Source organism: Nocardia sp. CA-135953 (assembly GCF_050955735.1).
GTDB lineage: Bacteria > Actinomycetota > Actinomycetes > Mycobacteriales > Mycobacteriaceae > Nocardia.
Map to the genome: position 1 here is coordinate 5,635,563 of NZ_CP192082.1, position 23,430 is coordinate 5,658,992.

The window sequence follows — 23,430 nt, forward strand, 5'->3', positions numbered from 1 at the left end:
TCGCGCATCGGCTCCCGTTGATCGCCGACCGAGCGACAGCCGCACCCCTGTCTCAGGTGCGGCCTCCGGCATATCGCGCCTGCTGACCGGCCGGGCAGGGCTCAGGTCAGTCGCGCGGCCAGCCGCGACGCGTTCATATGAGCGATGGCTTCGATACTGACCATCGGGTTCACCCCCGACGAGGTCGGGAAGCAGGAGGCGTCGGCGACAACGACATTCGGCGCATCCCAGACCACGCCGTCCGGATCGGTGGCCGAATCCGCGCGCGAGCCGCCCATGCGTGCCGAGCCCATGATGTGCAGCGCACCCATCGCGCAACGGCCGGGATCGTAACCGGCGCGCAGACATTCGGCGACGAATCTGTCGTGTGAGCCCGCGACACCGGGTTCGTAGACCGGTCCCGACTGGTGCCCCGAGAAGATCCGGAGCGCCCCTGCTGCTTCCAAAATCCTTGCCGCACCCGCGATTCCGGCATGCATATGCGCTTGGTCGTATCCGGACAGGCGGTAGCGGACCACCGCATCGCCCGCACGGTCGACCGATACCGTACCGTGGTCGCGGTCCCGAGTGATGACACCAACGGCGACGGTGTGTGCGAGGTTGTGCATGATCGCCCGATGCTGCGCCGCACCGGTCCAATTCAGAAACCCGACCGTCATGCCGGGCGTCAAAGGCCCGGTCTCATAGATCACGCCGTACCCGTGGCCGTCGAGGTCACGATGCTCGCAGGAGTACCGCGTCTGCATGCCGCCCTCCCACGGCCGGAGCTGCTCGTCGAAGGTGCCGAAGACCGCTGTGGCCGGATGCAGTCGCAGGTAGCGGCCGATATTCCGGCCGGATATGCCGGAGCGACGCAGCAGCGCCGGTGTCTGGATCGCACCGGCCGCGACGACCACCGCGCGGGCTCGGATGGTGACCGCGTCGCCCTGCGACGTAACGGCCTCGACCCCACTGGCGCCGCCATCCCGCAGCGTGATCGTGCGCACCTCGGTATCGATCAGTAGCCTGGCACCGTGCTCGGCGGCATCGGCGAGCCAGGTCTTGGTCACCGACTGTTTCGCCCCGATACGGCATCCGAAACCACAACGGCCGCACTCGATTCCGGCATCACAATCGCGCACATTGCGCGGCATCGCATCGACATGCCAATCCAATGCGTGCAGTCCGCGTTCCAAGACGGTATCGCGCCCGGAGGCACCGGAGTGGTCACCGTTGACACCGAGCCTGGCCACCACCGCGTCCAGCGCCTCGGTGTACTCGTCGGCCGCGAACTGCTCGGCGCCCAGGCTCGCCCATTCCTCGCGCACATCGTCGGGCGTGCGGAACGAGGTGGTCCAGTTGACCACCGTGCCGCCGCCGAGACACGATCCGGCGACCAGGCCGAGCTGCCCCTCCTGCGTGGTCGCCGGGCCCGGGGCGTACAGGTTCAGCAGTCCGGCGAGTTCGCCGGAGCCGAAGTCCGCGTCGTCGTAGTACCCGCCGCGTTCGACGACCACGACATCCAGCCCGGCCGCCGCGAGCACCGCCGCCGCGGTGCCACCGCCCGCACCGGATCCGACCACCACCACATCGCAGTCGAGGGTCGTATCACCAGTCGGACGCACCGGAGCAAGGGCGGGCTTCGGTGCATCGGTGAAAGCGCCGAGCGGTCCCGGAAATCCCATCTCCCGCCAGGCCGGATTGGTCCCAGTCGAGCCCGGTGTGGCGTAGTAGGCCGTCAACGCCGCACCCTTGAGCGCCTGGAAGACCGCGCGCTTGCGGCCCAGCCGGGAGCTGCCGAGTCGCACCATGGCCTGTTCGCGTTCGTCCTGGGTGAGATCGGCGAACCTGCGCGGACCCGCCCCGATCAGCAGCCCGAAGCCGCGGGAATTCCATACGCGCAGCAGGGTTTCGAAGGCGCGACGCTCCGCGGCACTCGGGTTCCGTGCGAGCAACTGCTCGACGGCATCGACTGCTCCCAACCTCGACGCGGACGGCAACTCCGCACCGTCCCCCGGCGCGAAGGTGTCGCAAATGAGCCCGAGCGTCGTGCGCTCGGCGAGGGTCAACGCCATCGTTCTCCTACTCGAAAACAGAACGGTCATTAACTTAACCTATCGGCGTCGAATCCGCCGACGATCGCCCCGACCGTTCCCTGCCAGCACACGCGACTGTCTGCACGTCGGTTCAGCATTCCCAGATCGGGGAAGCGTCGGCATCGGGTGCTGCCACGTGAGCAGCCGAGTTCACTGCCCAGGGTGTGTGGCCGCGCCGCGAGCGGTCCGCCCGCCAACCAGCGCCACACTCCCCGAATACGCCTACGCGCCTAGCACAATTCATCACTGTCCGTGGCGGAACCCCACGATCTCACCGTGGTTCGCACTGCTCGAGATCAAGAACCGCGCTGTGCGCCACCACCGACAATCCGGTGCGCGAGGACGCGACGCATCAAGCGCCGCACGAGATTCCAGGCCCCGCCTACCGGCGGACCGCCGCGCAATCCGACAATCCTCGACATCACCGAACTTTCTCGACACCGGAACAACCCCCGGGCGAAGCGCTGGCTATCTACGGGTGCGATTACCAGCAAACTATTCCGACTACCGATCGTCCTCAGCTTCGCCAGCGCCTCCCAGCGCCCTCAGGATGCGATCCAACTTCCAATCAACATCGGCGAACCGACCATTGATCTCGGTCCTGAGACTGCCGATCTCCTCGATAACCGCCTCATGGTCGCGCGCCACCTTCGCGTCCAACGCGGCGAGGTCGGTCGGCGAACCAGCTTTCGCCGTCACCTCCGCCTGCCGCATCGTCAACGCGGCCACGAGCGTCTCGAGGTTGGTTACCCGATCCTCCAACGGTGCTGGCATTTGAATCCTCTCGAACATCACCGGACCGACGATGCCCAAGAGAGGGAACGGGATTCCGCCCTCACCCCTCCCCGAGCCCCCACTTGCTGCTTCTGTCGGGGTGACAGGATTTGAACCTGCGACCCTCCGCTCCCAAAGCGGATGCGCTACCAAGCTGCGCTACACCCCGTGGCCTCGCGGCGAAAGACGGTGCCGACGAGGATGAATCCTGCGTGGAGCGGGTGACGGGAATCGAACCCGCACCATCAGCTTGGAAGGCTGAGGTTCTACCATTGAACTACACCCGCAGGCATACGACATCTGATGGGATCGCCACGATGTCGTGTGCGAACCGACTGTACCGAATCGGGCCTCGGATACGCCAATCAGCCCCCACCAGAGCGTCCATCGGGCCGATGCGGCCGCGATCCGGTCAACGGTAGCAGGTCGCTATCACTGAACGAGTCGAACCGGTGAGTGAGCCGGAAACCTTCCGTTTCGGCGTGCTGTCGGCATGTCGGTCCGCGACTTTCCGGCGAACAAAATTGATGTGTAACGCCGGCGGTGGGACAGCGATGACATACCCGATCGCCATTCGCGAGGTAACGATAACTCGTTATAAAACGGCGTTTTTCAGTGCCGAGTGGCTTGCTAGGATCCTTTTTGCCGGACGGGGGTATCTGGAAAGGGGGCGGTGAGCGTGCACCAAGCGAGGTGGACACAACCGCATAGCAGTGGGAACGAGCGGGGCGACGCCGGCACCTGCGTGGGAACAGGGCACCCGGGTACCGACATCACCGGTAGCGGGTGAGTGCGATGTCTGCGGATATCGAGCCACCCGTAAGGCAGATGGCAGGCGCGTGGGCGCGTGCGGTCTGCGCGGAACCGGGATCACACGCGTCACCACAACAGTTGCAGCCGGTATTGGTCGAAATCATCGAGCGGCTGCTGCTGCTGGCCAGGTCCGAGCCCTTCCCGGTGCCCGAGGCGCGGAACTTGGGGGCGCGGCTGGTCGAGGCGCCGTTCGAACGGACCAGAATGCTGGCCCAGGCCACCCGCTGGCTACTCGGCTTCCCGGCGGGGGCGCCCGGGTCGCTGGTTGCCACGCGCTGGCCGCTGGTGGCCAGTCAGGCCATCGACAGCTATGCCCAGGCGCTGCAGGAGCGGGCGCTGGCCCAGCAGGAGCAACACATTTCGGCCGCGGTGTCGTTGCGGGTACAGGAGATCGCCGCGCTACAGCATCGGCTGCGGCACGAGGCTACCCATGACGCGCTCACCGATCTGGCCAACCGGACGCTGCTGCAGGACAAGGTGCGGCTGATGGCGGCCGATCCGAACCGCGGCGTCGGTCTGCTGCTGATCGACCTGGACCGGTTCAAACAGATCAACGACAATTACGGACATGCCGTCGGCGACGAGGTGCTCGTCGAGCTGGCCCGCAGGCTGCGCGAGATCTGCCCGCCGGATACGGTCATCTGCCGCTACGGCGGTGACGAATTCGTGCTCGCCACCAACCCGCTGCACAACACGCTCGGCGAAATCGCGGATCGGATCGTGGCCGCGCTGCGGGATCCGGTGTGGTCGACGGCCGGTCCGGTGCCGGTTTCGGCCAGTGTCGGCACCGCATACTGTCCGCCGGGCGACTCCTGCGATTTCACCGATCTGCTGCGTCGCGCCGATCGCGCGATGTATTCGGCGAAGACCGCGGGCGGTCGCCGCTTCGCCCTCGCCGACTCCGATAAACCCGAAATCAAGGCCGTCGCAGGCTGATCGAAACATGCCCCCGGGTCACCCCAGAGGGCCCTCCGGTCAGCTGACGCCGTCATGGAACGCGAAGGCGCCGACAAGCCGGTCCGCATCGCCCAGATGGTGCACCGCTACTTCCGGTAGCGCTGAGGTTCAGCCGGCCTGACAGGTGGGGCACCAGAAGAGGTTTCGCCCCTCCAGCACGGTGTGTGCGACCGGGGTGCCGCAGAGGCGGCAGGGGCCGCCGGGGCGGCGGTAGACGTAGGTGCGTGGGCGGTCGGCCGCGTAGGAAGGTTCGCCGTGGTCGTGTTCGGGGCGGACGACGACCATCTTGCCGACTCGAACGCCCACTCGCATCAGCGCGACCAGATCGGTCCACATCGCGTCCCACTCGTCGGCAATGAGCGCGGTGCCTGGTCGGTGTGGCGAAATACCGTGCCGGAAAAGCAGTTCCGCGCGATACACATTGCCGACGCCGGCGAGCACCTGCTGGTCCATCAGCAGTGCGCCGATGGACCTGCGCGAGCGATGAATTCGACGCCAGGCCCGTTCGGGATCGGCGCCGCGCCGCAGCGGATCCGGGCCGAGCCGCTCGGTCAGCGCCGTCACCTCGGCGTGGGTGTACACCTCACAGACGGTCGGGCCGCGTAAATCGGTGCCGTACCGGCGGTCATCGGCCGACGCGTCACCGACGATCCGCATCCGCACCTGGCCGACCGGCTCCCCCATCGGCAGCGGCACCTCCGTGAACACCCCGTACAACCCGAGATGCACATGTACCACCAGACCCGACTCGTAGTGGTGCAGAAGGTGTTTGCCCCAGGCCTCGGCTCGCGTCAGCACCTGTCCGTCGATGCGCGCGGCACCGGAGGCGAACTTGCCCTGCGGACTGGAGACGCGCACCACTCCCCTGGCAAAGCGTCGCTGGTGCAGCCGTGCGAGCCGATGCAGCGTATGCCCCTCAGGCACGGACATCCTCTCTGTTCCGCCGCCGATGCGACCCGACACACCCGGGTCGCATTGCGGGACGACGGATTACACGTCAGTAAGCCGGAACAGCCGGGGCCACACCGGTCTTCTCGTACTCGGCCAGGATGTCGATGCGGCGCTGGTGGCGCGGCTCCTCGGACCACTTGGTCGCGACGAACGCGTCCACGATGGCCAGCGCCTCCTCGGTGGAGTGCATGCGGCCGCCGATGCCGATCAACTGGGCATTGTTGTGCTCACGGGCCAGCTGGGCGGTCTCCACGCTCCAGGCCAGGGCGCAGCGGGCGCCGGGCACCTTGTTCGCGGCGATCTGCTCACCGTTGCCGCTGCCGCCGAAAACCAGCCCGAGGCTGCCCGGATCGGCGACGGTGCGGCGGGCAGCCTCGATGCAGAAGGCGGGGTAGTCGTCGAGTGCGTCGTATTCGAGGGCGCCGCAGTCGACGACCTCGTGGCCCGCCTGCTCCAGATGGGCCTTGACATGATTCTTCAGTTCGAAACCGGCATGGTCGGCACCCAGGTATACGCGCATGGCTGCGATTGTGTCAGGCGTGTTTCGCGTGCCGCCCGGTGGGCGGCACCACTGTCATAGTGCACCTGGCGACACCGTCGACTCGGGATTGTGCTCCCTCGTGGCAACGGACCCGCAAAGCGATCGTTGACAGCAGAAGTTCCCGTTGCCGATGGCTCCGGGGCGCGGCCGTCCACACCGCCGGGCATTAACACCACTGGCCACCGTGGCGAATCGACAAGTATGTCAGCGGTGTTCGCGGCCACCGGTACCGACCGCACGCCGACAGCGCCGAACCTCGTCCCCAGCAAATGAATAGAGTTCTTCGCATGCAGCCGCAAGACTCCCAGCCGCCCCAGCAGCCGGGCGAACCCGCCGATCCCTATTCCGCTCTCAGCGGATGGGCGCAGGCTCAGGACGCGACCGCCACTGCGCACAATTCGCCGCAGTACCCATCGTCGCCGCAATACCCCGCCGCGCCGTACCCCGGATTCCCCACACCGCACTACGGACCCGCGCCGTCCGGATACGGCGTGGCTCCGGTCCCGCCCGGTACGCCCCCGCAGCGGCAGCCGCGCGGCCTGTCCCCGTTCGGCATGCCCGCACGGCATCCGTGGGAGATTCCGCTGCTGGTCGTCGTCTGTGTGATCACCACGTTCGCGATGCTGATCGCGGTGGCGGTGTGCATCGATCTCGTACTGGATGGGACGCAGCCGAATATCTATCTGATCATCCTGGTCTTCGCGCCGATCGTGGTGTGGTTCCTGCGCGGTATGGGCTACGCGGCCATGCGGGTCAACGGCGTCAAGATGTCGCCGACCCAGTTTCCGGAGGGCTATCAGCTGGTGGTCGAGGCGGCGGCCCGGTTCGGGATGGCCAAGGTGCCAGATGCCTATGTCGTGCTCGGCAACGGCCAGATCAATGCCTTCGCCTCCGGTCACGGGTTCCGCCGCTATGTCGCGGTCTACAGCGATCTGTTCGAAATCGGCGGCGCCGCACGCGAACCCGAGGCTCTCGCCTTCATCATCGGTCACGAGGTCGGGCATATCGCGGCCGGGCACACGTCGTACTGGCGTCAGCTCGGCATGTTCGTGGCACCGTCGCTGCCGATCATCGGCAGCTCATTGATCCGATCCCAGGAGTACACCGCCGACAACCACGGCTATTGCAACCGGCACGTCGGCGCACCGGGTGCCATGGGCACCCTCGCGGCCGGCAAGTACCTGAACAAATTGGTCGGCTTCGATGAGATGGCCGATCGGGCCACGGTCGAGAAGGGCTTCTTCGTCTGGATCAGCAATGCCATGTCCTCGCATCCGGTGCTGACCTGGCGCATGTGGGCACTGCGCGACCGCAGCAGGCACGGCAAGCTGTTCTGGCGACCGAACCGACCAGCCGGTGCGCCACCGGCCGGTCCATACCCGAGCAGCTACGGCGAGGTTCCGGCGTTGCCGCCGAAACCCGTGCCGTAGGTCCGCGGTCAGTCGAAGGACGGATCCTCGGTCCTGGTCCGCTTCAACTCGAAGAAGTGCGGGTAGTCGGCCAGCGTGACCGCCGCATCCCACAGCTTCCCGGCCTCCTCGCCGCGCGGGATGCGCGACAGCACCGGACCGAAGAAGGCATTGCCGTTGATGTGGATGGTCGGGGTGCCGACATCCGGACCGACCTTGTCCATGCCCTCGTGATGGCTCTTGCGCAGCGCCTCGTCGAATTCGGTGCTCTCGGCGGCAGCGGCGAGTTCGGCGGGCAGGCCCGCCTCGGCGAGCGAATCCGCGATCAACGCCGCGAGGGATTCCTCGCGGGAGTCGCGCTCGTACTCCTCGCGACGGTTGTGGATGCGGGTGCCCATCGCGGTGTAGAGCGGGGAGAGCACCTTGTCACCGTGGGCTTGCGCGGCGGCGATCGCGACCCGGACCGGACCCCAGCCGGTGGCGAGCAACTCCTCGTACTGCGGCGGCAGCCCCTCCTTGCCCTCGTTCAGCACCGACAGGCTCATCACATGGAAACGGGCCTCGATATCGCGGACCTGCTCGACCTCGAGAATCCAGCGGGAGGTGATCCAACACCAGGGGCACAGCGGGTCGAACCAGAAATCGGCAACGTTCTTGGTGGTCGTCTCGCTCACAGAGCTGTTCCTCTCCATCGCACGCTCGTAACGCGCGGGTTCGCCGCGCCACTATCCGTGGCCAACCACGCGGGCGCGCGATTCGTTCCCGGACCGGACACCCGATTTTCCGAAAGGCGGCCCGGGGTCCCAGTAGGGTGACACGCAGGCGTCAGGTTCCCTCTCGACAAGGAGTCCGTAATGACCTCTGATCAGCATTTCGTCATCGTCGGCGGCGGGCTGGCCGCGGCTAAACTCGCGGAAGCACTGCGCGCCAACGATTTCGCCGGAACCGTGACGCTGATCAGCGCCGAAGAATACCTGCCCTATGAGCGACCACCGCTGTCCAAGGAACATCTGGCAGGCAAGAAATCACTCGAGGAATTCACCGTCGATCCGGGCCAGTGGTACCGCGATCACCATATCGACGTCCGGCTCGGCACCGAGGTCGGCGCGATCGATCCGAGCGCGAAAACCGTGACGCTGCCGGATGGTTCGACACTCGGCTACGACAAGCTCGCACTCGCGACCGGCTCGACACCGCGCCGCCTGCCGATTCCGGGCATGGATGCGCGCGAGGTGTACACGCTGCGCACCATCGGCGATTCCGACAGCCTGATCGAGCTGTTCGGCTCGGCCCGGCGGCTGGTCATCATCGGGGCGGGCTGGATCGGGCTCGAGGTCGCCTCGGCCGCGCGGGCCGCCCAGGTCGAGGTCACCATTGTCGAATCCGCCGAACTGCCACTACTGGCGGCGCTCGGCCCCGAAATGGGTGAGGTCTTCGCGGATCTGCACCGCGACCACGGCGTCGACCTGCGATTCGGCGCGCAGGTCGAGGCGATCACCACTCATCAGGCCGGGGCAATCACCGCTAGTCAGGGAGGGGTGGAGCGGGCGAGCGGCGTCCGACTCACCGACGGCACCGTGATCGAGGGCGATGCGGTACTCGTCGCGGTCGGCGCACGGCCGAATATCGAACTGGCCGCGAACGCGGGGCTCGCGACCGATGGCGGCGTACTCGTCGACGCGAGCCTGGCCACCAGCGACCCGGACATCGTGGCGGTCGGCGATATCGCCGACGCACAGCATCCGGTACTCGGACGTCGAATTCGGGTGGAGCACTGGGCGAATGCGCTCAATCAGCCCGCCGTCGCGGCGCAGACCATGCTCGGCAAGTCGGCTTCCTACGAGCGCCTGCCGTACTTCTTCACCGACCAATACGACCTGGGCATGGAGTACACCGGATACGCCGCGACCAGTGAGTACGCACGGGTGGTCGTGCGCGGTGATGTGGCGAAGCGCGAGTTCGTCGCATTCTGGCTCGATGCCGAGAACCGGGTGCTGGCGGGGATGAATGTGAACATCTGGGATGTGACCGACCGGATCAAGGAGTTGATCGGTCAGCAGGTCGATCCGGAACAGCTTGCCGATACCTCCGCACCACTGTGATGCGGATCACTATCGTGGACGCGTCGAATCGGCGCACCCAGCTCCGACCTCATCGCGAGCGCGCCGCAGGGGCGCACCGCGGGCTAGGAGACCGGAAATGAAATACATGCTGCTCAAGACCTATGGGCCTGCCGCCAGCTGCGACGTCCCGATCACCGAGTGGACGCCGGAGGAGATCAAGGCGCATATGGACTTCCAGCGGGCGCTCGGCGCGGAGCTGGCCAAGACCGGTGAACTGGTCGACGCACAGGGCCTGGCCGGGCCGGACGAGGCACGACTGGTCAGTTCGGACGGGCGCTCGGCACCGGTCGTCACCGATGGGCCGTTCCCGGAGACCAAAGAGTTCCTGGCCGGATATTGGATTGTCGATGTGGAAAGTCCGGAGCGTGCACTGGAAATCGCCGCACAGGCGTCGGCGGCCCCCGGACCGGGCGGTAAGCCGATCGGCGAGTACATCGAGGTGCGCGCGGTGATGGGTGCCCCAGCGACCGAGTGATAGTTGTTCATGCACGGAGCGCCGCCCATCGAGGACCTGCTGCGCGAACTCGCGCCGCAGGTCCTCGGCACGTTGGTACGCCGATCCGGCGATTTCGACACCGCCGAGGACGCACTGCAGGAGGCGATGCTCGCGGCGGCGACCCAATGGCCCGCTGATGGACTGCCGGATAATCCGCGCGCGTGGTTGATCCAGGTCGCGCAGCGGCGGGTGGTCGATACGGTGCGCGCCGAGGTGGCCCGGCGACGCAGGGAGACAACGGTTTTCGAGCGCGATGTGCCCGATGCCGAGGCCGTCGATCGTGACGATACGCTCGCCGTGTTCTTCCTCTGCTGCCATCCGGCGCTGTCGTCCGCGAGTGCCATCGCGCTGACATTGCGTGCGGTCGGCGGGCTCGGCACGGCGGAGATCGCCAATGCCTTCCTGCTGCCGGAAGCGACCATGGCGCAACGGATTACGCGTGCGAAGAAGAAGCTGGCCACGCTCGAACGACCGTTCGCCCGGCCCGGTGACGCGCAATGGCACGAGCGGCTCGGTGCGGTGCTGCATGTGCTGTACCTGATCTTCAACGAGGGGCACACCAGCACCGCGGGACCCGACCTACAGCGGACCGACCTCTCGAACGAGGCGATCCGATTGACCAGGTCGATCCATCGGCTGCTCCCCGGCGACACCGAGGTCACCGGGCTACTGGCGCTCATGCTGCTCACCGACTCCCGCCGCGCCGCACGCACCGGTGCGCACGGCGAATTGATTCCGCTCGCCGAACAGAACCGCGCACTGTGGGATCGCACGTTGATCGTCGAGGGCATCACGTTGACCACCAGCACACTCGCCTCGGGTCTCACCGGTCCCTACCAGATCCAGGCCGCGATCGCCGTACTGCACGCCGAGGCGCCGCGTGCCGAGGACACCGACTGGCGACGAATCCTGGCCCTGTACAACATGATCGAGCGCATCGCGAAGAACCCGATGGTCACCCTCAACCGCGCCGTCGCGACCGCCATGGTGCACGGCCCCGCCGCCGGTCTCGAACTCACCGACACCCTCGACGACCAGCTGGCAGGCAATCACCGCCTCGACGCCGTCCGCGGCCACCTACACGAAATGGCAGGCGATTTCGCCGCGGCCATCACCTGCTACACGTCCGCCGCCAACCACACCACCAGCACCCCCGAACGCGACTACCTCACCCTCCGCGCCGCACACCTCCGCCACGACGCCTGACCCAATTGTGGGTATGCCAGATCCGCGTCTCGCGGATGGCGCCGGACTCCAGCGCCGCGAGCTTCGATTGCACGGCGCAGACTATCCGGCAGCGCGAACGTGAACGTTCGGAACGTGAACGGGAGGGGCGGCACCGCGGCGAATAGCGCACCCAGGCGGGCGGGAGCGTGAATAGATCTCAGGCCCGCACCTTCGCGGACCCGTCGTGTCTTGTGCGCCGGGACGGCTGGAGACGGCAGACTGCTTGGTGTGGCAGGCAAATTCAGTGCTGGGATTCTATTGTTCCGGCGGAACTCCGGTGATGTCGAGGTGCTGATCGGGCATATGGGTGGACCGTTTTGGGCGCGGAAGGATGCGGGTGCCTGGTCGATTCCCAAGGGTGAGTACGAGCCGGAGCACGAGAGTGCCGAGGTGGCCGCGGCGCGGGAGTTCCTCGAGGAACTCGGGCTGCCCGTGCCTGCGTGCGAGCGAGTGCCGTTGGGCGAAGTCCGTTATGGCAGTGGCAAATCCACCAAAATCCTCACCGTCTGGGCCGTCGAAGGCGATCTGGACCCATCCGCAGTTGTCCCCGGCACCTTCGAAATGGAATGGCCACCCAAATCCGGTCGCCTCGCCACCTTCCCCGAAATCGACCGCGCCGCCTGGTTCGACCTGCCCACCGCCCGGGAAAAGCTCGGTACCGGCCAACGTCCCTACCTCGACCGCCTAGCCGAACACCTCGCCTGACCGGTCCAACAAACTGCACAGCCCGCGATTCAGGAGTTCCGGACACGATCTCTTGACTTGGAGCGCACTCCAAGGCTTACGTTCGCTGTCATGGACGAACGCATCATGCTCGCCAACCGTGTCGCTCTGGTCACCGGCGGATCCCGAGGCATCGGTCGCGGCATCGCGCAGGCGCTGGCCCGCGCTGGGGCGGTAGTTGCTGTCAACTATCGCCATCGGCAAGATGAGGCAGCCGCGACGGTTGCCGAGATCGAACGGGCCGAGGGCACAGCGATCGCGGTGCGGGCAGACGTTGCCGTGCGGGCCGAGGTGGAGGCGATGGCCGAGCGGGTCAGCTCCGAGCTCGGTCCGATCGACGTGCTGGTGAATAATGCCGGTATCGCCACCATCCGCAGCGTGGACGACATCACCGAAAGGGACTTCGACGAGACGCTGGCGGTCAATTTGAAGTCAGCGTTCCTGTGCACCCAGGCCGTAACCCCCGGCATGCGGAAGCGAGGCTGGGGACGGATTGTGAACGTCTCGTCCGTGGCGGCTCGTGGAGCGGGCAGCGTCGGTGTGCATTACAACGCGTCCAAAGCGGGTCTGGAGGGTCTGACGCGCGGCTACGCGGCGCGTCTTGCCGCCGATGGGATCACAGTCAATGCCATAGCACCTGGACTCATCGACACGGAAATGGCCGTGCCACTGAAGGAATCGGGTGTCGCGGACCGTCTGCCGGTCGGCCGCATCGGCACACCCGAAGAGATCGGTCAGGCGGCACTCATGATCATCGGCAACGGTTTCCTCACCGGACAGACGATCGCGGTCAACGGCGGCGGAAGCTTCCTCTGAGACCCGCCCAGACGGTCATAGTGGCGCACCAGACCTCAGCGGGGCGCGTCGACCCAGCGCTGCCCCGTGATGAGCTCGTATGCCTCCATGTACTTCTGCCGAGTCGCATCCACGATCTCCGCGGGGATCTCCGGACCCGGGTACTCCTTGTTCCACCCCGTGGACGTGGCCCAATCGCGAACGAACTGCTTGTCGAAGGAACGCTGGGGACGCCCCGGCTCCCATTCGGCACCGGGCCAGAAGCGGGAGGAGTCGGAGGTCAGCACCTCGTCGCCGAGGGTGAGAACGTCGCCGTCCCAACCGAATTCGACCTTGGTGTCGGCGACTATGACCCCACGAACGGCGGCGTGCGCGGCACCGCGGGTGTAGATCCGCAGAGTACGGTCACGCAGTTGCTCGGCGACCTCGCGGCCCTCCTGATTCACCACATCAGCGAAGGTGATGGGCTCGTCGTGGCCCTCGGAGGCCTTACTGGTCGGGGTGAAGATCGGCTCGGGCAGCATGTCGCCATCGCGCAGACCGCGCGGCAGTGCGACGCCGGAAACCGTCCCGGTGCGCTGGTACTCCTTCAGCCCCGACCCGGTCAGATAGCCGCGCGCGATGCATTCGACCTGCACCATCTTCAGCGGCTTGACCCGGATGCCGCGCCCGGCGAATTCCGCGGGCACATCGGTCGCGGAGACCACATGGTTGGGCACATCGGTGAAGAATTCGAACCACCAGTTGGACAGCTGAGTCAGCAGCGCTCCCTTTTCCGGGATCGGCGTCGGTAGCACCACGTCGTAGACCGAAACCCGGTCCGACGCCACCAGCAGCAGGGTCTCGCCGTCCTCGTAGAGGTCGCGCACCTTTCCGGCGTGGATGTGCTTCACGTCGCAGCTCCGATCCTGGTCGCTAGGGTTCAGGGGAAAAGTCCCGCGCGGGCAACCTTACCGAGGTGGCATTGTGGTGAGTGCTGTGCCCGCCCGGGGGCCGCCCGTGCATGTTCTTCGAACCACGAAGGAGTCCAATGTCCGCACCGAACCTGACTCGCGACCAGGCGATCGAACGCGCCTCGACAGTGCAGGTCGAGAACTATCGCATCGAGCTCGACCTGACCGACGGGGCGGGGCAGCCGGGCGAGCAGACCTTCTTCTCCCGCAGCACGGTCACTTTCACCGCGACCGCGGGCGCGGGCACGTTCATCGATATCGTCGCCCGCGGGGTCCGCTCCGCCGTGCTCAACGGCACGCCGATCGACGTCACCGACTACGACGAAGCCAAGGGCATCACGCTCAACGGTTTGGCCGAGCGCAACGAACTCGTCGTCGAGGCCGACTGCGAATACTCCAATACCGGTGAGGGCCTGCACCGCTTCGTCGACCCCACCGATGACGCGGTCTACCTGTACTCGCAATTCGAAACCGCCGATGCCAAGCGCATGTTCGCCTGCTTCGATCAGCCGGATCTCAAGGCCAGTTTCGATATCAGCGTCACCGCCGCACCGAGTTGGAAGGTGATCTCCAACGCCGCCGCGGTCGATACGCTCATCGCCGACCCCGGCAAACACCTGTTCCGCACCACCCCCCGGATGAGTACCTATCTGGTCGCACTCATCGCGGGCCCGTACGCGGAATGGACCGACGCCTACACCGACGATCACGGCACCATCCCGCTCGGCATCTACTGCCGCTCCTCGCTCGCCGAACATATGGACGCCGAGCGCCTCTTCACCGAGACCAAGCAGGGATTCGGCTTCTACCACGACAACTTCGGTGTGCCGTACGCCTTCGGCAAGTACGACCAGCTGTTCGTCCCGGAGTTCAATGCGGGCGCGATGGAGAACGCCGGTGCCGTTACGTTCCTGGAGGACTATGTCTTCCGGTCCAAGGTGACCCGTGCCTCGTATGAGCGCCGCGCCGAAACCGTACTGCACGAGATGGCGCATATGTGGTTCGGCGATCTGGTCACCATGAAGTGGTGGGACGACCTGTGGTTGAACGAATCGTTCGCGACCTTCGCCTCGGTGCTGTGCCAGTCCGAGGCGACCGAATACACAAGTGCCTGGACCACTTTCGCCAATGTGGAGAAGTCCTGGGCCTACCGCCAGGACCAGCTGCCCTCCACTCACCCCATTGCCGCGGATATCCCGGACCTGCATGCGGTGGAGGTCAACTTCGACGGAATCACCTATGCCAAGGGCGCTTCCGTGCTCAAGCAGCTCGTCGCGTATGTCGGTCTGGAGCCGTTCCTCTCGGGTCTGCGCGCCTACTTCACCGAACATGCCTACGGCAATGCCACTTTCGACGATCTGCTGTCGGCGCTGGAGCAGTCCTCTGGCCGTGACCTGTCCGGGTGGGGCGCGCAGTGGCTCAAGACCACCGGCTTGAATATCCTGCGGCCGGACTTCGAGGTCGACGCCGAGGGCAAGTTCACCTCGTTCGCCGTGGTGCAGGAGGGTGCGGCACCTGGTGCGGGCGAACGTCGCGTCCACCGCCTCGCCGTCGGCGTCTACGACGACCAGGACGGAAAGCTGGTGCGCACCAAACGCGTCGAGCTCGATCTCGATGCCGGCGAGCGCACCGACGTCCCCGAGTTGGCCGGCGTGCCACGCGGCAAGTTCGTGCTGGTCAACGATGACGACCTCACCTACTGCTCGGTGCGCCTGGATGCCGATTCGCTCGACGTGCTGGTCAACCGCATCGCCGATATCGCCGAACCGCTCCCCCGCACGCTGGCCTGGTCGGCCGCCTGGGAGATGACCAGGCAGGCCGAATTCCGGGCCCGCGATTTCGTCGCCCTGGTCCAGCGCGGCATCGGCGCCGAATCCGAAATCGGTGTGGTGCAACGACTCCTGATGCAGGCCAACACCGCGATCGGCAGCTACGCGGATCCGGAATGGGCCGCCACCACCGGCTGGCCCGCATACGCCAACCGGCTGCTGGAGCTCGCTCGCGAGGCCGAGGCGGGTTCGGACCACCAACTCGCCTTCGTCAACGCACTCACCGGCGCCAAGCTGTCGGACTGGCACACCGAGGTGCTGGGTGAACTGCTCGACGGCGATCCGGCGAAGGTCGGCCTCCCGGGCCTGATCGTCGACACCGATCTGCGGTGGCGGCTGGTGACCGCGCTCGCCGCCGCCGGTGAGATCGACGCCGAAGGGCTCGCCACCCCCACGATCGATACGGAGCTGTCCAACGATCCGACCGCGGCGGGTAAGCGGCACGCCGCGGCCGCGGCGACGGCCCGCCCGATCGCCGAGGTGAAGGAACAGGCCTGGACGACGGTGATGTCCGACGATTCTGTCCCGAATATCACCGCCCGTTCGATTGTCGGCGGCTTCGCGCCCAACGGCCAGGGTGAGCTGCTGACGCCTTACGTGGAGCGATATTTCGCCGAGGTCCCCGGCGTCTGGGAGCGCCGCTCCAGCGAGGTCGCGCAGACCGTGGTCATCGGGCTCTATCCCGCCTGGGCGATCAGCGAGGAAGCCGTCGCGACGGCGGACAAGTTCCTCGCCGACGACCATCCGCCTGCGCTGCGCCGCCTGGTGATCGAGGGCAAGGCGGGCATCGAACGCTCATTGCGCGCCCGCGCCTTCGACGCCCAGGACTGAATGTTCTCGCGACGCTGAGACGAGGGCGTGCCATCCATCGTGATGCGCGCGCCCTCTTCACGTTTCGACAGCCGAAACGCAACCGGCGCGTTCACCGCAGCGGTGAACGCGCCGGAACACGCGGAGTGCGACTACTGGATCAGCGACCGATGGCGGCGGCCATCACGCGAACCGCGGAGACCAGGCCGTCGATGAGCTGACCCTGTCGGAACGAGCTCAGTGCGGCGGTGACGCCGAGCTGGCAGACGCGGTCGTTGGCGCGATCGGCGACCTCGTGGCCGGAGCGCACCTCGATGGCCTTGTCATTGGGCGAAACCGCGATGAGCACCGAACGCGCGGCCTCGGGGGTCGCGGGGAAGACCGCGTCCGCACCGGCGGCCGGATCCGCGCCGAGATCGCCGATGTAGATGTTGAAGCGCACCTTGGTCGCGCGGGTCGCCTCGGTGAGCACATTGTCAATGGTGAGCCGCTCGTCATCGCTGAACGGGGCTTCCTTGAACACCGCACCGGCCTCGTGCACACCCGAGACGCGGCCGCTGCTGGTGACCACCGAGCCGTGCGGCAGTTCGGATTCGACTACCGCGGGCCAATTAGAACTTGCCACTTGCCCGGCCTCCGATCAGCTCCACGCCGGTGGATTCGATTGCCGCATGGTGCCCATGCGATGACTCAGCGTGGTGACCCGATCCGGTCACCTCGTCGGTAGCACTCCACAGCACGGGAGGCTGGGTCCACTTCTGACCGAGATCGAAGTGGACCGGCTTCTCGCCGGGCAGTGGCTTGCCGAGAAACGACAATCCGGCGATCGCGCCGTAGATCACCAGCGGGATGCCGAGGAAGATCAGCACTGTCTCGAGAATGCTCACGGAACAAAGGTAGACGATCCTCTGTAGTAGTTCGCGCTCTGGTCGAACTCGTGTTGTCCGCTCACGACTGCGCCTCGCCAGCACTCGGCTCCGTCGTGCGCGGTGCGCGCTGTCACTTCGCTGCGCTCGCTCACACCAGCCAGGCGGCGGCATTCGCGGGCAGCTGTCCGTTCACCGGCGGGGCGCTGACGAGCAGGACATCGCCCGGCGGCAGGGAGATCGGTACCGGGGATGCGTTCAGCACGCAGACCAGTCCACCCGGTCGCCGGAAGGCCAGGCAACCCGCCGGACTGCCGTACCACTCGATCCGCGGACCCGCGAATTCCGGTCGGACACCGCGTAATTCGATCGCCAAGCGGTACAGCGACAGCGTGGAGCCCAGCGCCTCCAACTGCGCCTCGACCGATGACGACGCCCATTCCGGCGGCATCGGCAGCCAGGACTGCCCGGCCGTGGTGAAGCCGAACGGCGGCGTCGCGCCCTCCCACGGAATCGGCACCCGGCAGCCGTCACGTCCGCGCTCGGAATGTCCGGAGCGTTCCCAGACCGGATCCTGCAGCACCGCCTCGGGCAGATCGTCCACATTCGGCAGTCCGAGTTCGGCACCGTTGTAGATGAACACGGCACCGGGCAGCGCCAACTCCACCATGATCATCGCCCGCGCCCGCGCCGTCCCGACCGGACCGCCGCCGTAGCGGGTGACCTCGCGCTCGATGTCGTGGTTGGACAGGGTCCAGGTGGGCGAGGCGCCCACCGGCGCGACGGCCGCGAGCGAATTGTCGATGGCGGCCCGCACCGGATCGGCGGCGAACTCCGCCTCGGCGAGACGGAAATTGAAGGCCAGGTGCAGTTCGTCTGGTCGGACGTACTCGCCGAATCGGATGTTGTCGTCGACCCATACCTCGCCGATCGAGACGGCGTCCGGATACTCGTCGAGCACCTTGCGGATGCGGCGGTGGATCTCGTGCACATTGGGATTGTTGAAGCGCGGGTCGCTGTCGTCGTGCACGAGCATCTTGGTATCGACGCGCACCATATCGGGCAGTCCGTCCGGTTTGGCCATGCCGTGCGCGACATCGAGGCGGAAGCCGTCGACGCCGCGGTCGAGCCAGAATCGCAGCGTCTGCTCGAAATCGGCGGCGACCTCGGTATTCTGCCAGTTCAGATCGGGTTGCTCGCGCGCGAAAATGTGCAGGTACCACTGGCCGGGGGTGCCGTCTGCCTCGGTGATCCGGGTCCACGCGGGTCCGCCGAAGATGCTCGGCCAGTTGTTCGGCGGTGTGGCCCCGTCGGGTCCGCGGCCGTCGCGGAAGATGTAGCGCTCGCGTTCATGGCTGCCGGGTGCTGCGGCCAGTGCCGCAGCGAACCACGGATGTTGGTCACTGGTGTGGTTCGGCACCAGGTCCATGGTGACCTTGAGATTGCGGTCGTGCGCCTCGGCGATCAACTCGTCCATCGCCGCCATACCGCCGAACAGCGCGTCGATATCGCGCGGATCGGCGACGTCATAGCCGCCGTCGGCCATCGGCGATCGCATCACCGGACAGATCCAGAGCGCGTCCACCCCGAGCAGTTCGAGGTAGCCGAGCTTCTCGCGAACTCCACCGAGATCGCCGATCCCGTCACCGTCGGAGTCAGCGAAGGATCTCGGATAGACCTGGTAGAACACGGCCGACCGCCACCAAGGTTGGTCGGTGCGATCCACCGATACCGGCACGGCAGGTGTATCAGTCACATCCGCAATAGTGCCAAATATTTTCGGTGAATTCGCCCAGGCTCAACTATGTTCTGCGACATCAGGCAAATTTTCAGCGTTGCATAACCTCAGCCGAAACCCCGGCGCTGACCCTGCAACTGGACGAGATGATCTCACCAGGCCGCATTCATCAGCGAATTTGCCGCCATCTCCAAATAGTCGAGCAATGCTTTGCGATGTTCGTCGTCCAGAATTTCCGGTTCGATTTCCGCCACGCCGATGTGCATGCAGCGCAGCCACGCGTCGCGCTCCACCGGACCGATTTTGAACGGCATATGCCGCATCCGCAGCCGCGGGTGCCCACGTTCGTCGGAGTAGGTGCGCGGCCCGCCCCAGTACTGCTCCAGGAACATGCGCAGGCGCCGCTCGGCCGGTCCGAGGTCCTGCTCCGGGTACAGCGGGCGCAGCACCTCATCGGCCGCCACCTCGCGATAGAACGCCGCGACGATCCGCTGGAATGTCTCCGCACCACCGATCGCCTCGTAGAACGACGTGGCTGTCTGCTCGCCGGAACTCATCAGGTCCTCTCGATCGGGGCCAATGTGCCGCCGTCCATTGTGCCCGCGTTACGAACGGGCGGCCCTTCAACCACAGTTCATCCGACATTGTGCGAAATCACCGTGCAATAGCAGGCGTTCCATGGTCAACTGGGTGGCAGTCTCTGCCGAGATACCACATGATCTTGATTACGAAGAAACCGGGGTCACCATGAAGCAGCGGCACGGCCGATCACATGAGGCCAGGACGCACCGACAACTCCAGCCCGCCGACGTCCACAATCGTGGGTCGGGGGCTACTCCGCTGCACATCTTGTCCGACCACCATCCGGGTGCCCATCGCACCGGTGAGCCTGCTCACCACATTCCACACCTCACACCCGTCCAGAACGAGGCCGCCAGCTGGTTGAAGCGCCGGGTGCTGCTTCTGAATGCCACCTACGAGCCGCTCACCGCACTGTCCGCGCGCCGCGCCGTCGTACTTCTCATCTGCGATAAAGCCGACACCGTCCACCACGACCCCGAGGGTTCGGTGGTGCATTCCGCCGAATCCGCAGTCACGATTCCCTCCGTTATCCGGCTGCGCAGCTATGTGCACGTGCCCTATCGCGCGCGCGTCCCGATGACCCGTGCCGCCCTCATGCATCGCGACCGCTACCGCTGCGGCTATTGCGGTGGGAAGGCGGAGACCATCGACCACGTCATCCCGCGCAGCCGCGGCGGCGAGCATTCCTGGGAGAACTGCGTCGCCAGCTGCGCGCCGTGCAACCACCGCAAGGCCGACAAGCTGCTCAGCGAGCTCGGGTGGACATTGCGTTCGCCGCTGGTTTCGCCGAAGGGGCCGCATTGGCGGCTGTTGTCCACGACCTCCGAGCTGGATCCGGTGTGGTTGCAGTATCTGGGCGAGGGCGCTGCCTGAAGCCTCGAAGTATGCGTGGCCTGAGCGGATTTCGCATGGCCTCAGGCAAGATGCCCGGCCGGAGGTCGTGACGACCAGGATGTCGCCGTCGCCCCTTCATGGCGGTGCGGCAGCGATGTGTTCTGGGGGGTCGTCGCCGGGCCGGAATTCGACAGCCCGATGATCGTCAGGATTCGGACGAGCCGGTCATGTGTATTCGACGACCAGCGTTGCCCAAGTGTCGGGTTCGAGGGCTTCGAAGACGTGTGATGCGTCGCCCGGGTAGGCGATGTAATCGCCGGGCGCTAGCTCGACGGGTGCGTCGATCGGGCCGACGAGCGCGCGTCCATTGGCGAGGAGCACGTGCTCGACCACGCCCGGGATATGCGGCTCCGATTTGCGCGCATGGCCGGGTTCGGACGTGATGCGGAACAGATCGCGGCGGGAGTTGGCCGGACCGGCCGCCAGCAGCGTTGCACGGTACTCGGACTCGGCGGCGGCGACCACCGGCCCCTCCCCCGCGCGGATGACGTGAACAGTGGGCCGCGGCGGGTCGAGCAGCCGCGAGAAGGGCATATCCAGGGCGACGCACAGCGCCCACAAGGTCTCCAGGCTCGGATTGCCGGTGCCGGATTCCAGTTGGGACAGTGTGGATTTCGCCACACCCGCGCGGTTGGCGACCTCGGTGAGCGATAGCCCGGCGCGGGTGCGTTCGCGGCGCAGGGCAGCGGCGATCACCGCCTGCGGCGCTGTCGAACTCTGCTCCATTTCCGCTCCCGTCAAGTAACCGGCCGCCCAACAGAGAACCATATTGACGAATCGTCCCGCCATGTTCACTATAAGCTACATGCGTTCGATATGGCGAACACTCGATCGGGACACCCTCTCCGGGATCGCGGCGGTACTGCTCGCGGTCGGGCTGATCGGCGTTTCCTACGGTGCGACCGCTGTCACCTCCGGGTTTCCGCTCTGGGTACCGATCGTGCTCGGGGTCGTGGTGCTCGCGGGTGGTGCGGAGTTCCTGTTCATCGGGATCATGGCCGCCGGTGGCAGCCCGATCGCGGCGGTACTGGCCGGATTGCTGGTCAATGCCCGGCATCTGCCATACGGACTGTCGGTGCCCGATGTGGTCGGCACCGGATGGCGGCGGCGCATCGGGGTGCATGTGATGAACGACGAATCCGTCGCGCTGGCACTGGCCCAGCCCGATGTGGCGCGACGGCGGGCCGCGTATTGGTTGAGCGGGTTGGGCGTGCTCATCGCGTGGCCGGGTGGTGCGGCGATCGGTGCGCTGATCGGGACGGTGGTGCCCGATACCGGTGCGATCGGGTTGGACGCGGTGTTCCCTTCGGTGCTGTTGTCGCTGATCATGCCCGCCTTGCGAGCACGCGGCACGCTGCGCGCGGCCCTGATCGGGGCGATCGCGGCTGTGGCCAGTGCACCGTTTCTGCCTGCGGGAATGCCTGTGCTGGTGGCGCTTTCGGGACTGTTTTTCGCGATCTCGAAACGGGGTAGCGAAACGCCAGGCGAGGCACAGGCATCATGAGCGAGCGCGACGACAACGTAGCCGCGAGTGACATGACGCAGCCGCGCACCGACGAGGGGCAGGTATGAGCACACCGATCTTGCTGGCGGCCATGGGTGCCTTGTCGGCCGGAACCTATGCCTTCCGTTCGTCGGGTCCCGCTCTGCGCAACCGCATCCGGTTCCCGGAGCGAGCGACAAGACTCCTGGAGATCGGCGCCGTCGTGCTGTTGGCCGCGATGGTCGCCGTCACCACCCTGCCCACCGGCTCCCACCACCTCGGATTCGCCTTGCCCGCAGGAGTTTTGGTCGGTGGCCTGCTGGCATGGCGCAACCAACCGATGCTGGTGGTCATCCTGGCCGCGGCCGGTACCACCGCCCTGCTGCGCCTGGTAGGCGTCGCCTGACTTCCGCATGCTCCTCGCGAAGGACACCCGGTACTCATGGTGCGCTTTTACGGCAAAGGGCAGATACGTCTTTCAGGACTCCGCGAGCAGGATCCCGATCCCAAGCGGGTGGAGGAATGGCACTGGCTGGTGCGGAGACCGCCGTCGGCAACGCCGAATGCGATCAGCCGCATCCTTTCTCGGGATCCACCCGTGTCGGATTTCGCGCTGGGTGCGAATCCCCATAGAAGACGGCGAAATTCGCGCGACCGGCACCGACGACTCGGAGTCAGCTGGGGGTCAGTGGGATTCCACCACCTTGACGCCGGGCGACAGACCCGTAGCGTGCGTCGAGACGCAACCAGGTCTTGGTGGCGCGGACGCGAACGATTTCGGTGGGCGGAATGCGGCGCGGGTCGGCCTTATCACCGGAGTGTGGGATGAAATCCATTGCGGTAAGGGCGAATACGACCCGCATCGGGACCAGCACCTGAGCCTCGGCCGCGGATACGGTGAGTACCGTCTGGTCCAGTAGGGAGGCCGGTGGGCCATGGTTGCTGCCGTGCTCCTTTGCCAGCGCCGCACCCTGTTCGGCGAGTTCGACGAGGGTGCGGGCGGGCACATCGTCGACATGTTCGAAGCCGACATCCGGCGGCAGCGCACCGCGCCAGGCCGAATCCATCGAGTAGCCGAGATCGATCGGACTGCCGGACGGCAAACCGGCAAGCACCAGGTCGGCACCGACCGTGACATCGTCGACGCCGAGCTCGGCGACCACGGTGCGCACCGCGAGCGCCTCGAAACCCGTTGCCACCCATGCGGATACGTACCGCTCCCCGCGACGGCGCATACGCACTATCGCCGCAGGATCCAGCCGAATGGCCCGGCTCAGAAAAGTCGCCAGATTCTCCCGCTCAGCCGGATCGGAAACCTCGAGGACGCGCTGTCCCGACATCACTGCTCCCCATCACCACATCGCGGCCGCCGACGCACGACGACCGCAGTC

General features: G+C 66.3%; 23 protein-coding genes and 2 tRNA genes. 11 read left to right on the forward strand and 14 right to left on the reverse strand.

Annotated elements, in window-relative coordinates; translation table 11 throughout:
* Positions 1 to 101: 101 nt before the first annotated feature.
* The 4 genes from ACQPXH_RS25980 to ACQPXH_RS25995 all read right to left on the reverse strand — a co-directional run bounded on the left by ACQPXH_RS25980 (position 102) and on the right by ACQPXH_RS25995 (position 3,136).
* A complete protein-coding gene (locus ACQPXH_RS25980; RefSeq protein ID WP_433599104.1) occupies positions 102 to 2,084 on the reverse strand; it encodes an FAD-dependent oxidoreductase in 1,983 nt (660 codons plus the stop codon).
* 495 nt (positions 2,085 to 2,579) lie between these two features.
* A complete protein-coding gene (locus ACQPXH_RS25985) occupies positions 2,580 to 2,888 on the reverse strand; it encodes a hypothetical protein (protein WP_433599105.1) in 309 nt (102 codons plus the stop codon).
* A gap of 56 nt (positions 2,889 to 2,944) precedes the next feature.
* A tRNA-Pro gene (locus ACQPXH_RS25990) sits at positions 2,945 to 3,018 on the reverse strand.
* Between the two features lie 44 nt (positions 3,019 to 3,062).
* Positions 3,063 to 3,136 (reverse strand) — tRNA-Gly (locus ACQPXH_RS25995).
* A gap of 508 nt (positions 3,137 to 3,644) precedes the next feature.
* Between ACQPXH_RS25995 and ACQPXH_RS26000 the strand changes: the two genes are divergently transcribed.
* Entirely contained in the window at positions 3,645 to 4,598 is a 954-nt protein-coding gene (locus ACQPXH_RS26000; RefSeq protein WP_433603583.1) for a diguanylate cyclase domain-containing protein, read from the forward strand.
* A 129-nt stretch (positions 4,599 to 4,727) separates the two neighbouring features.
* Here ACQPXH_RS26000 and ACQPXH_RS26005 read toward each other — a convergent pair whose 3' ends face one another.
* Positions 4,728 to 5,543, reverse strand: coding sequence for an Fpg/Nei family DNA glycosylase (locus ACQPXH_RS26005; protein WP_433599106.1), 816 nt, complete (start codon positions 5,541 to 5,543; stop codon positions 4,728 to 4,730).
* Between the two features lie 73 nt (positions 5,544 to 5,616).
* Positions 5,617 to 6,090 carry a ribose-5-phosphate isomerase gene (locus ACQPXH_RS26010; RefSeq protein WP_433599107.1) on the reverse strand — a complete coding sequence of 158 codons (474 nt, stop codon included), beginning with the start codon at positions 6,088 to 6,090 and terminating at the stop codon, positions 5,617 to 5,619.
* Positions 6,091 to 6,398: 308 nt separating this feature from the next.
* On the opposite strand from ACQPXH_RS26010, the gene ACQPXH_RS26015 reads away from it, so the two are divergent.
* Positions 6,399 to 7,541: a M48 family metallopeptidase gene (locus ACQPXH_RS26015; RefSeq protein ID WP_433599108.1), complete on the forward strand. Its 1,143-nt coding sequence runs from the start codon at positions 6,399 to 6,401 to the stop codon at positions 7,539 to 7,541.
* Positions 7,542 to 7,549: 8 nt separating this feature from the next.
* Here the strand turns inward: ACQPXH_RS26015 and ACQPXH_RS26020 are convergent, their stop codons facing one another.
* Positions 7,550 to 8,194, reverse strand: a complete 645-nt coding sequence (locus ACQPXH_RS26020) for a mycothiol-dependent nitroreductase Rv2466c family protein (RefSeq protein WP_433599109.1) — start codon at positions 8,192 to 8,194, stop codon at positions 7,550 to 7,552.
* 180 nt (positions 8,195 to 8,374) lie between these two features.
* Between ACQPXH_RS26020 and ACQPXH_RS26025 the strand changes: the two genes are divergently transcribed.
* From ACQPXH_RS26025 to ACQPXH_RS26045, 5 genes are all read left to right on the forward strand, one after another.
* Positions 8,375 to 9,622: an NAD(P)/FAD-dependent oxidoreductase gene (locus tag ACQPXH_RS26025; RefSeq protein WP_433599110.1), complete on the forward strand. Its 1,248-nt coding sequence runs from the start codon at positions 8,375 to 8,377 to the stop codon at positions 9,620 to 9,622.
* A gap of 97 nt (positions 9,623 to 9,719) precedes the next feature.
* Positions 9,720 to 10,118 carry a YciI family protein gene (locus ACQPXH_RS26030; RefSeq protein WP_433599111.1) on the forward strand — a complete coding sequence of 133 codons (399 nt, stop codon included), beginning with the start codon at positions 9,720 to 9,722 and terminating at the stop codon, positions 10,116 to 10,118.
* Positions 10,119 to 10,127: 9 nt separating this feature from the next.
* The gene (locus ACQPXH_RS26035; RefSeq protein ID WP_433599112.1) at positions 10,128 to 11,345 is read left to right on the forward strand and encodes an RNA polymerase sigma factor; all 1,218 of its coding nucleotides are present in this window, start codon (positions 10,128 to 10,130) and stop codon (positions 11,343 to 11,345) included.
* A 249-nt stretch (positions 11,346 to 11,594) separates the two neighbouring features.
* Positions 11,595 to 12,071 (forward strand): NUDIX domain-containing protein, encoded by a 477-nt coding sequence (locus tag ACQPXH_RS26040; protein WP_433599113.1) that lies wholly within the window; start codon positions 11,595 to 11,597, stop codon positions 12,069 to 12,071.
* A gap of 90 nt (positions 12,072 to 12,161) precedes the next feature.
* Positions 12,162 to 12,905, forward strand: coding sequence for an SDR family NAD(P)-dependent oxidoreductase (locus ACQPXH_RS26045; RefSeq protein WP_433599114.1), 744 nt, complete (start codon positions 12,162 to 12,164; stop codon positions 12,903 to 12,905).
* 35 nt (positions 12,906 to 12,940) lie between these two features.
* Here ACQPXH_RS26045 and ACQPXH_RS26050 read toward each other — a convergent pair whose 3' ends face one another.
* Positions 12,941 to 13,777: a phosphoribosylaminoimidazolesuccinocarboxamide synthase gene (locus tag ACQPXH_RS26050; protein ID WP_433599115.1), complete on the reverse strand. Its 837-nt coding sequence runs from the start codon at positions 13,775 to 13,777 to the stop codon at positions 12,941 to 12,943.
* A gap of 137 nt (positions 13,778 to 13,914) precedes the next feature.
* Between ACQPXH_RS26050 and pepN the strand changes: the two genes are divergently transcribed.
* Entirely contained in the window at positions 13,915 to 16,497 is a 2,583-nt protein-coding gene (gene pepN / locus ACQPXH_RS26055; RefSeq protein ID WP_433599116.1) for an aminopeptidase N, read from the forward strand.
* Between the two features lie 139 nt (positions 16,498 to 16,636).
* Here pepN and ACQPXH_RS26060 read toward each other — a convergent pair whose 3' ends face one another.
* The 4 genes from ACQPXH_RS26060 to ACQPXH_RS26075 all read right to left on the reverse strand — a co-directional run bounded on the left by ACQPXH_RS26060 (position 16,637) and on the right by ACQPXH_RS26075 (position 19,637).
* Positions 16,637 to 17,101, reverse strand: a complete 465-nt coding sequence (locus tag ACQPXH_RS26060) for a DUF5130 domain-containing protein (protein WP_433599117.1) — start codon at positions 17,099 to 17,101, stop codon at positions 16,637 to 16,639.
* Positions 17,088 to 17,363: an aa3-type cytochrome oxidase subunit CtaJ gene (ctaJ, locus tag ACQPXH_RS26065; RefSeq protein WP_433599118.1), complete on the reverse strand. Its 276-nt coding sequence runs from the start codon at positions 17,361 to 17,363 to the stop codon at positions 17,088 to 17,090. The genes ACQPXH_RS26060 and ctaJ overlap by 14 nt, the downstream gene beginning before the upstream one ends.
* Positions 17,364 to 17,493: 130 nt before the next feature.
* The gene (locus ACQPXH_RS26070) at positions 17,494 to 19,098 is read right to left on the reverse strand and encodes a glycoside hydrolase family 13 protein (RefSeq protein WP_433599119.1); all 1,605 of its coding nucleotides are present in this window, start codon (positions 19,096 to 19,098) and stop codon (positions 17,494 to 17,496) included.
* Positions 19,099 to 19,232: 134 nt separating this feature from the next.
* Positions 19,233 to 19,637 (reverse strand): globin, encoded by a 405-nt coding sequence (locus ACQPXH_RS26075; RefSeq protein ID WP_040687594.1) that lies wholly within the window; start codon positions 19,635 to 19,637, stop codon positions 19,233 to 19,235.
* 190 nt (positions 19,638 to 19,827) lie between these two features.
* Between ACQPXH_RS26075 and ACQPXH_RS26080 the strand changes: the two genes are divergently transcribed.
* Positions 19,828 to 20,535, forward strand: coding sequence for an HNH endonuclease (locus tag ACQPXH_RS26080; RefSeq protein ID WP_433603584.1), 708 nt, complete (start codon positions 19,828 to 19,830; stop codon positions 20,533 to 20,535).
* Between the two features lie 186 nt (positions 20,536 to 20,721).
* On the opposite strand, the gene ACQPXH_RS26085 is transcribed toward ACQPXH_RS26080, so the two are convergent.
* The gene (locus ACQPXH_RS26085) at positions 20,722 to 21,282 is read right to left on the reverse strand and encodes a helix-turn-helix domain-containing protein (RefSeq protein WP_433599120.1); all 561 of its coding nucleotides are present in this window, start codon (positions 21,280 to 21,282) and stop codon (positions 20,722 to 20,724) included.
* 79 nt (positions 21,283 to 21,361) lie between these two features.
* Here ACQPXH_RS26085 and ACQPXH_RS26090 point away from each other — a divergent pair, with 79 nt between their 5' ends.
* Together ACQPXH_RS26090 and ACQPXH_RS26095 are read left to right on the forward strand one after the other, a co-directional pair.
* The gene (locus ACQPXH_RS26090) at positions 21,362 to 22,060 is read left to right on the forward strand and encodes an AzlC family ABC transporter permease (RefSeq protein ID WP_433599121.1); all 699 of its coding nucleotides are present in this window, start codon (positions 21,362 to 21,364) and stop codon (positions 22,058 to 22,060) included.
* Between the two features lie 64 nt (positions 22,061 to 22,124).
* A complete protein-coding gene (locus ACQPXH_RS26095) occupies positions 22,125 to 22,445 on the forward strand; it encodes an AzlD domain-containing protein (RefSeq protein ID WP_433599122.1) in 321 nt (106 codons plus the stop codon).
* A gap of 268 nt (positions 22,446 to 22,713) precedes the next feature.
* Here the strand turns inward: ACQPXH_RS26095 and ACQPXH_RS26100 are convergent, their stop codons facing one another.
* On the reverse strand, positions 22,714 to 23,379 hold the full coding sequence (locus ACQPXH_RS26100; protein ID WP_433599123.1) for a hypothetical protein: 666 nt from the start codon (positions 23,377 to 23,379) through the stop codon (positions 22,714 to 22,716).
* Between the last annotated feature and the right edge of the window lie 51 nt (positions 23,380 to 23,430).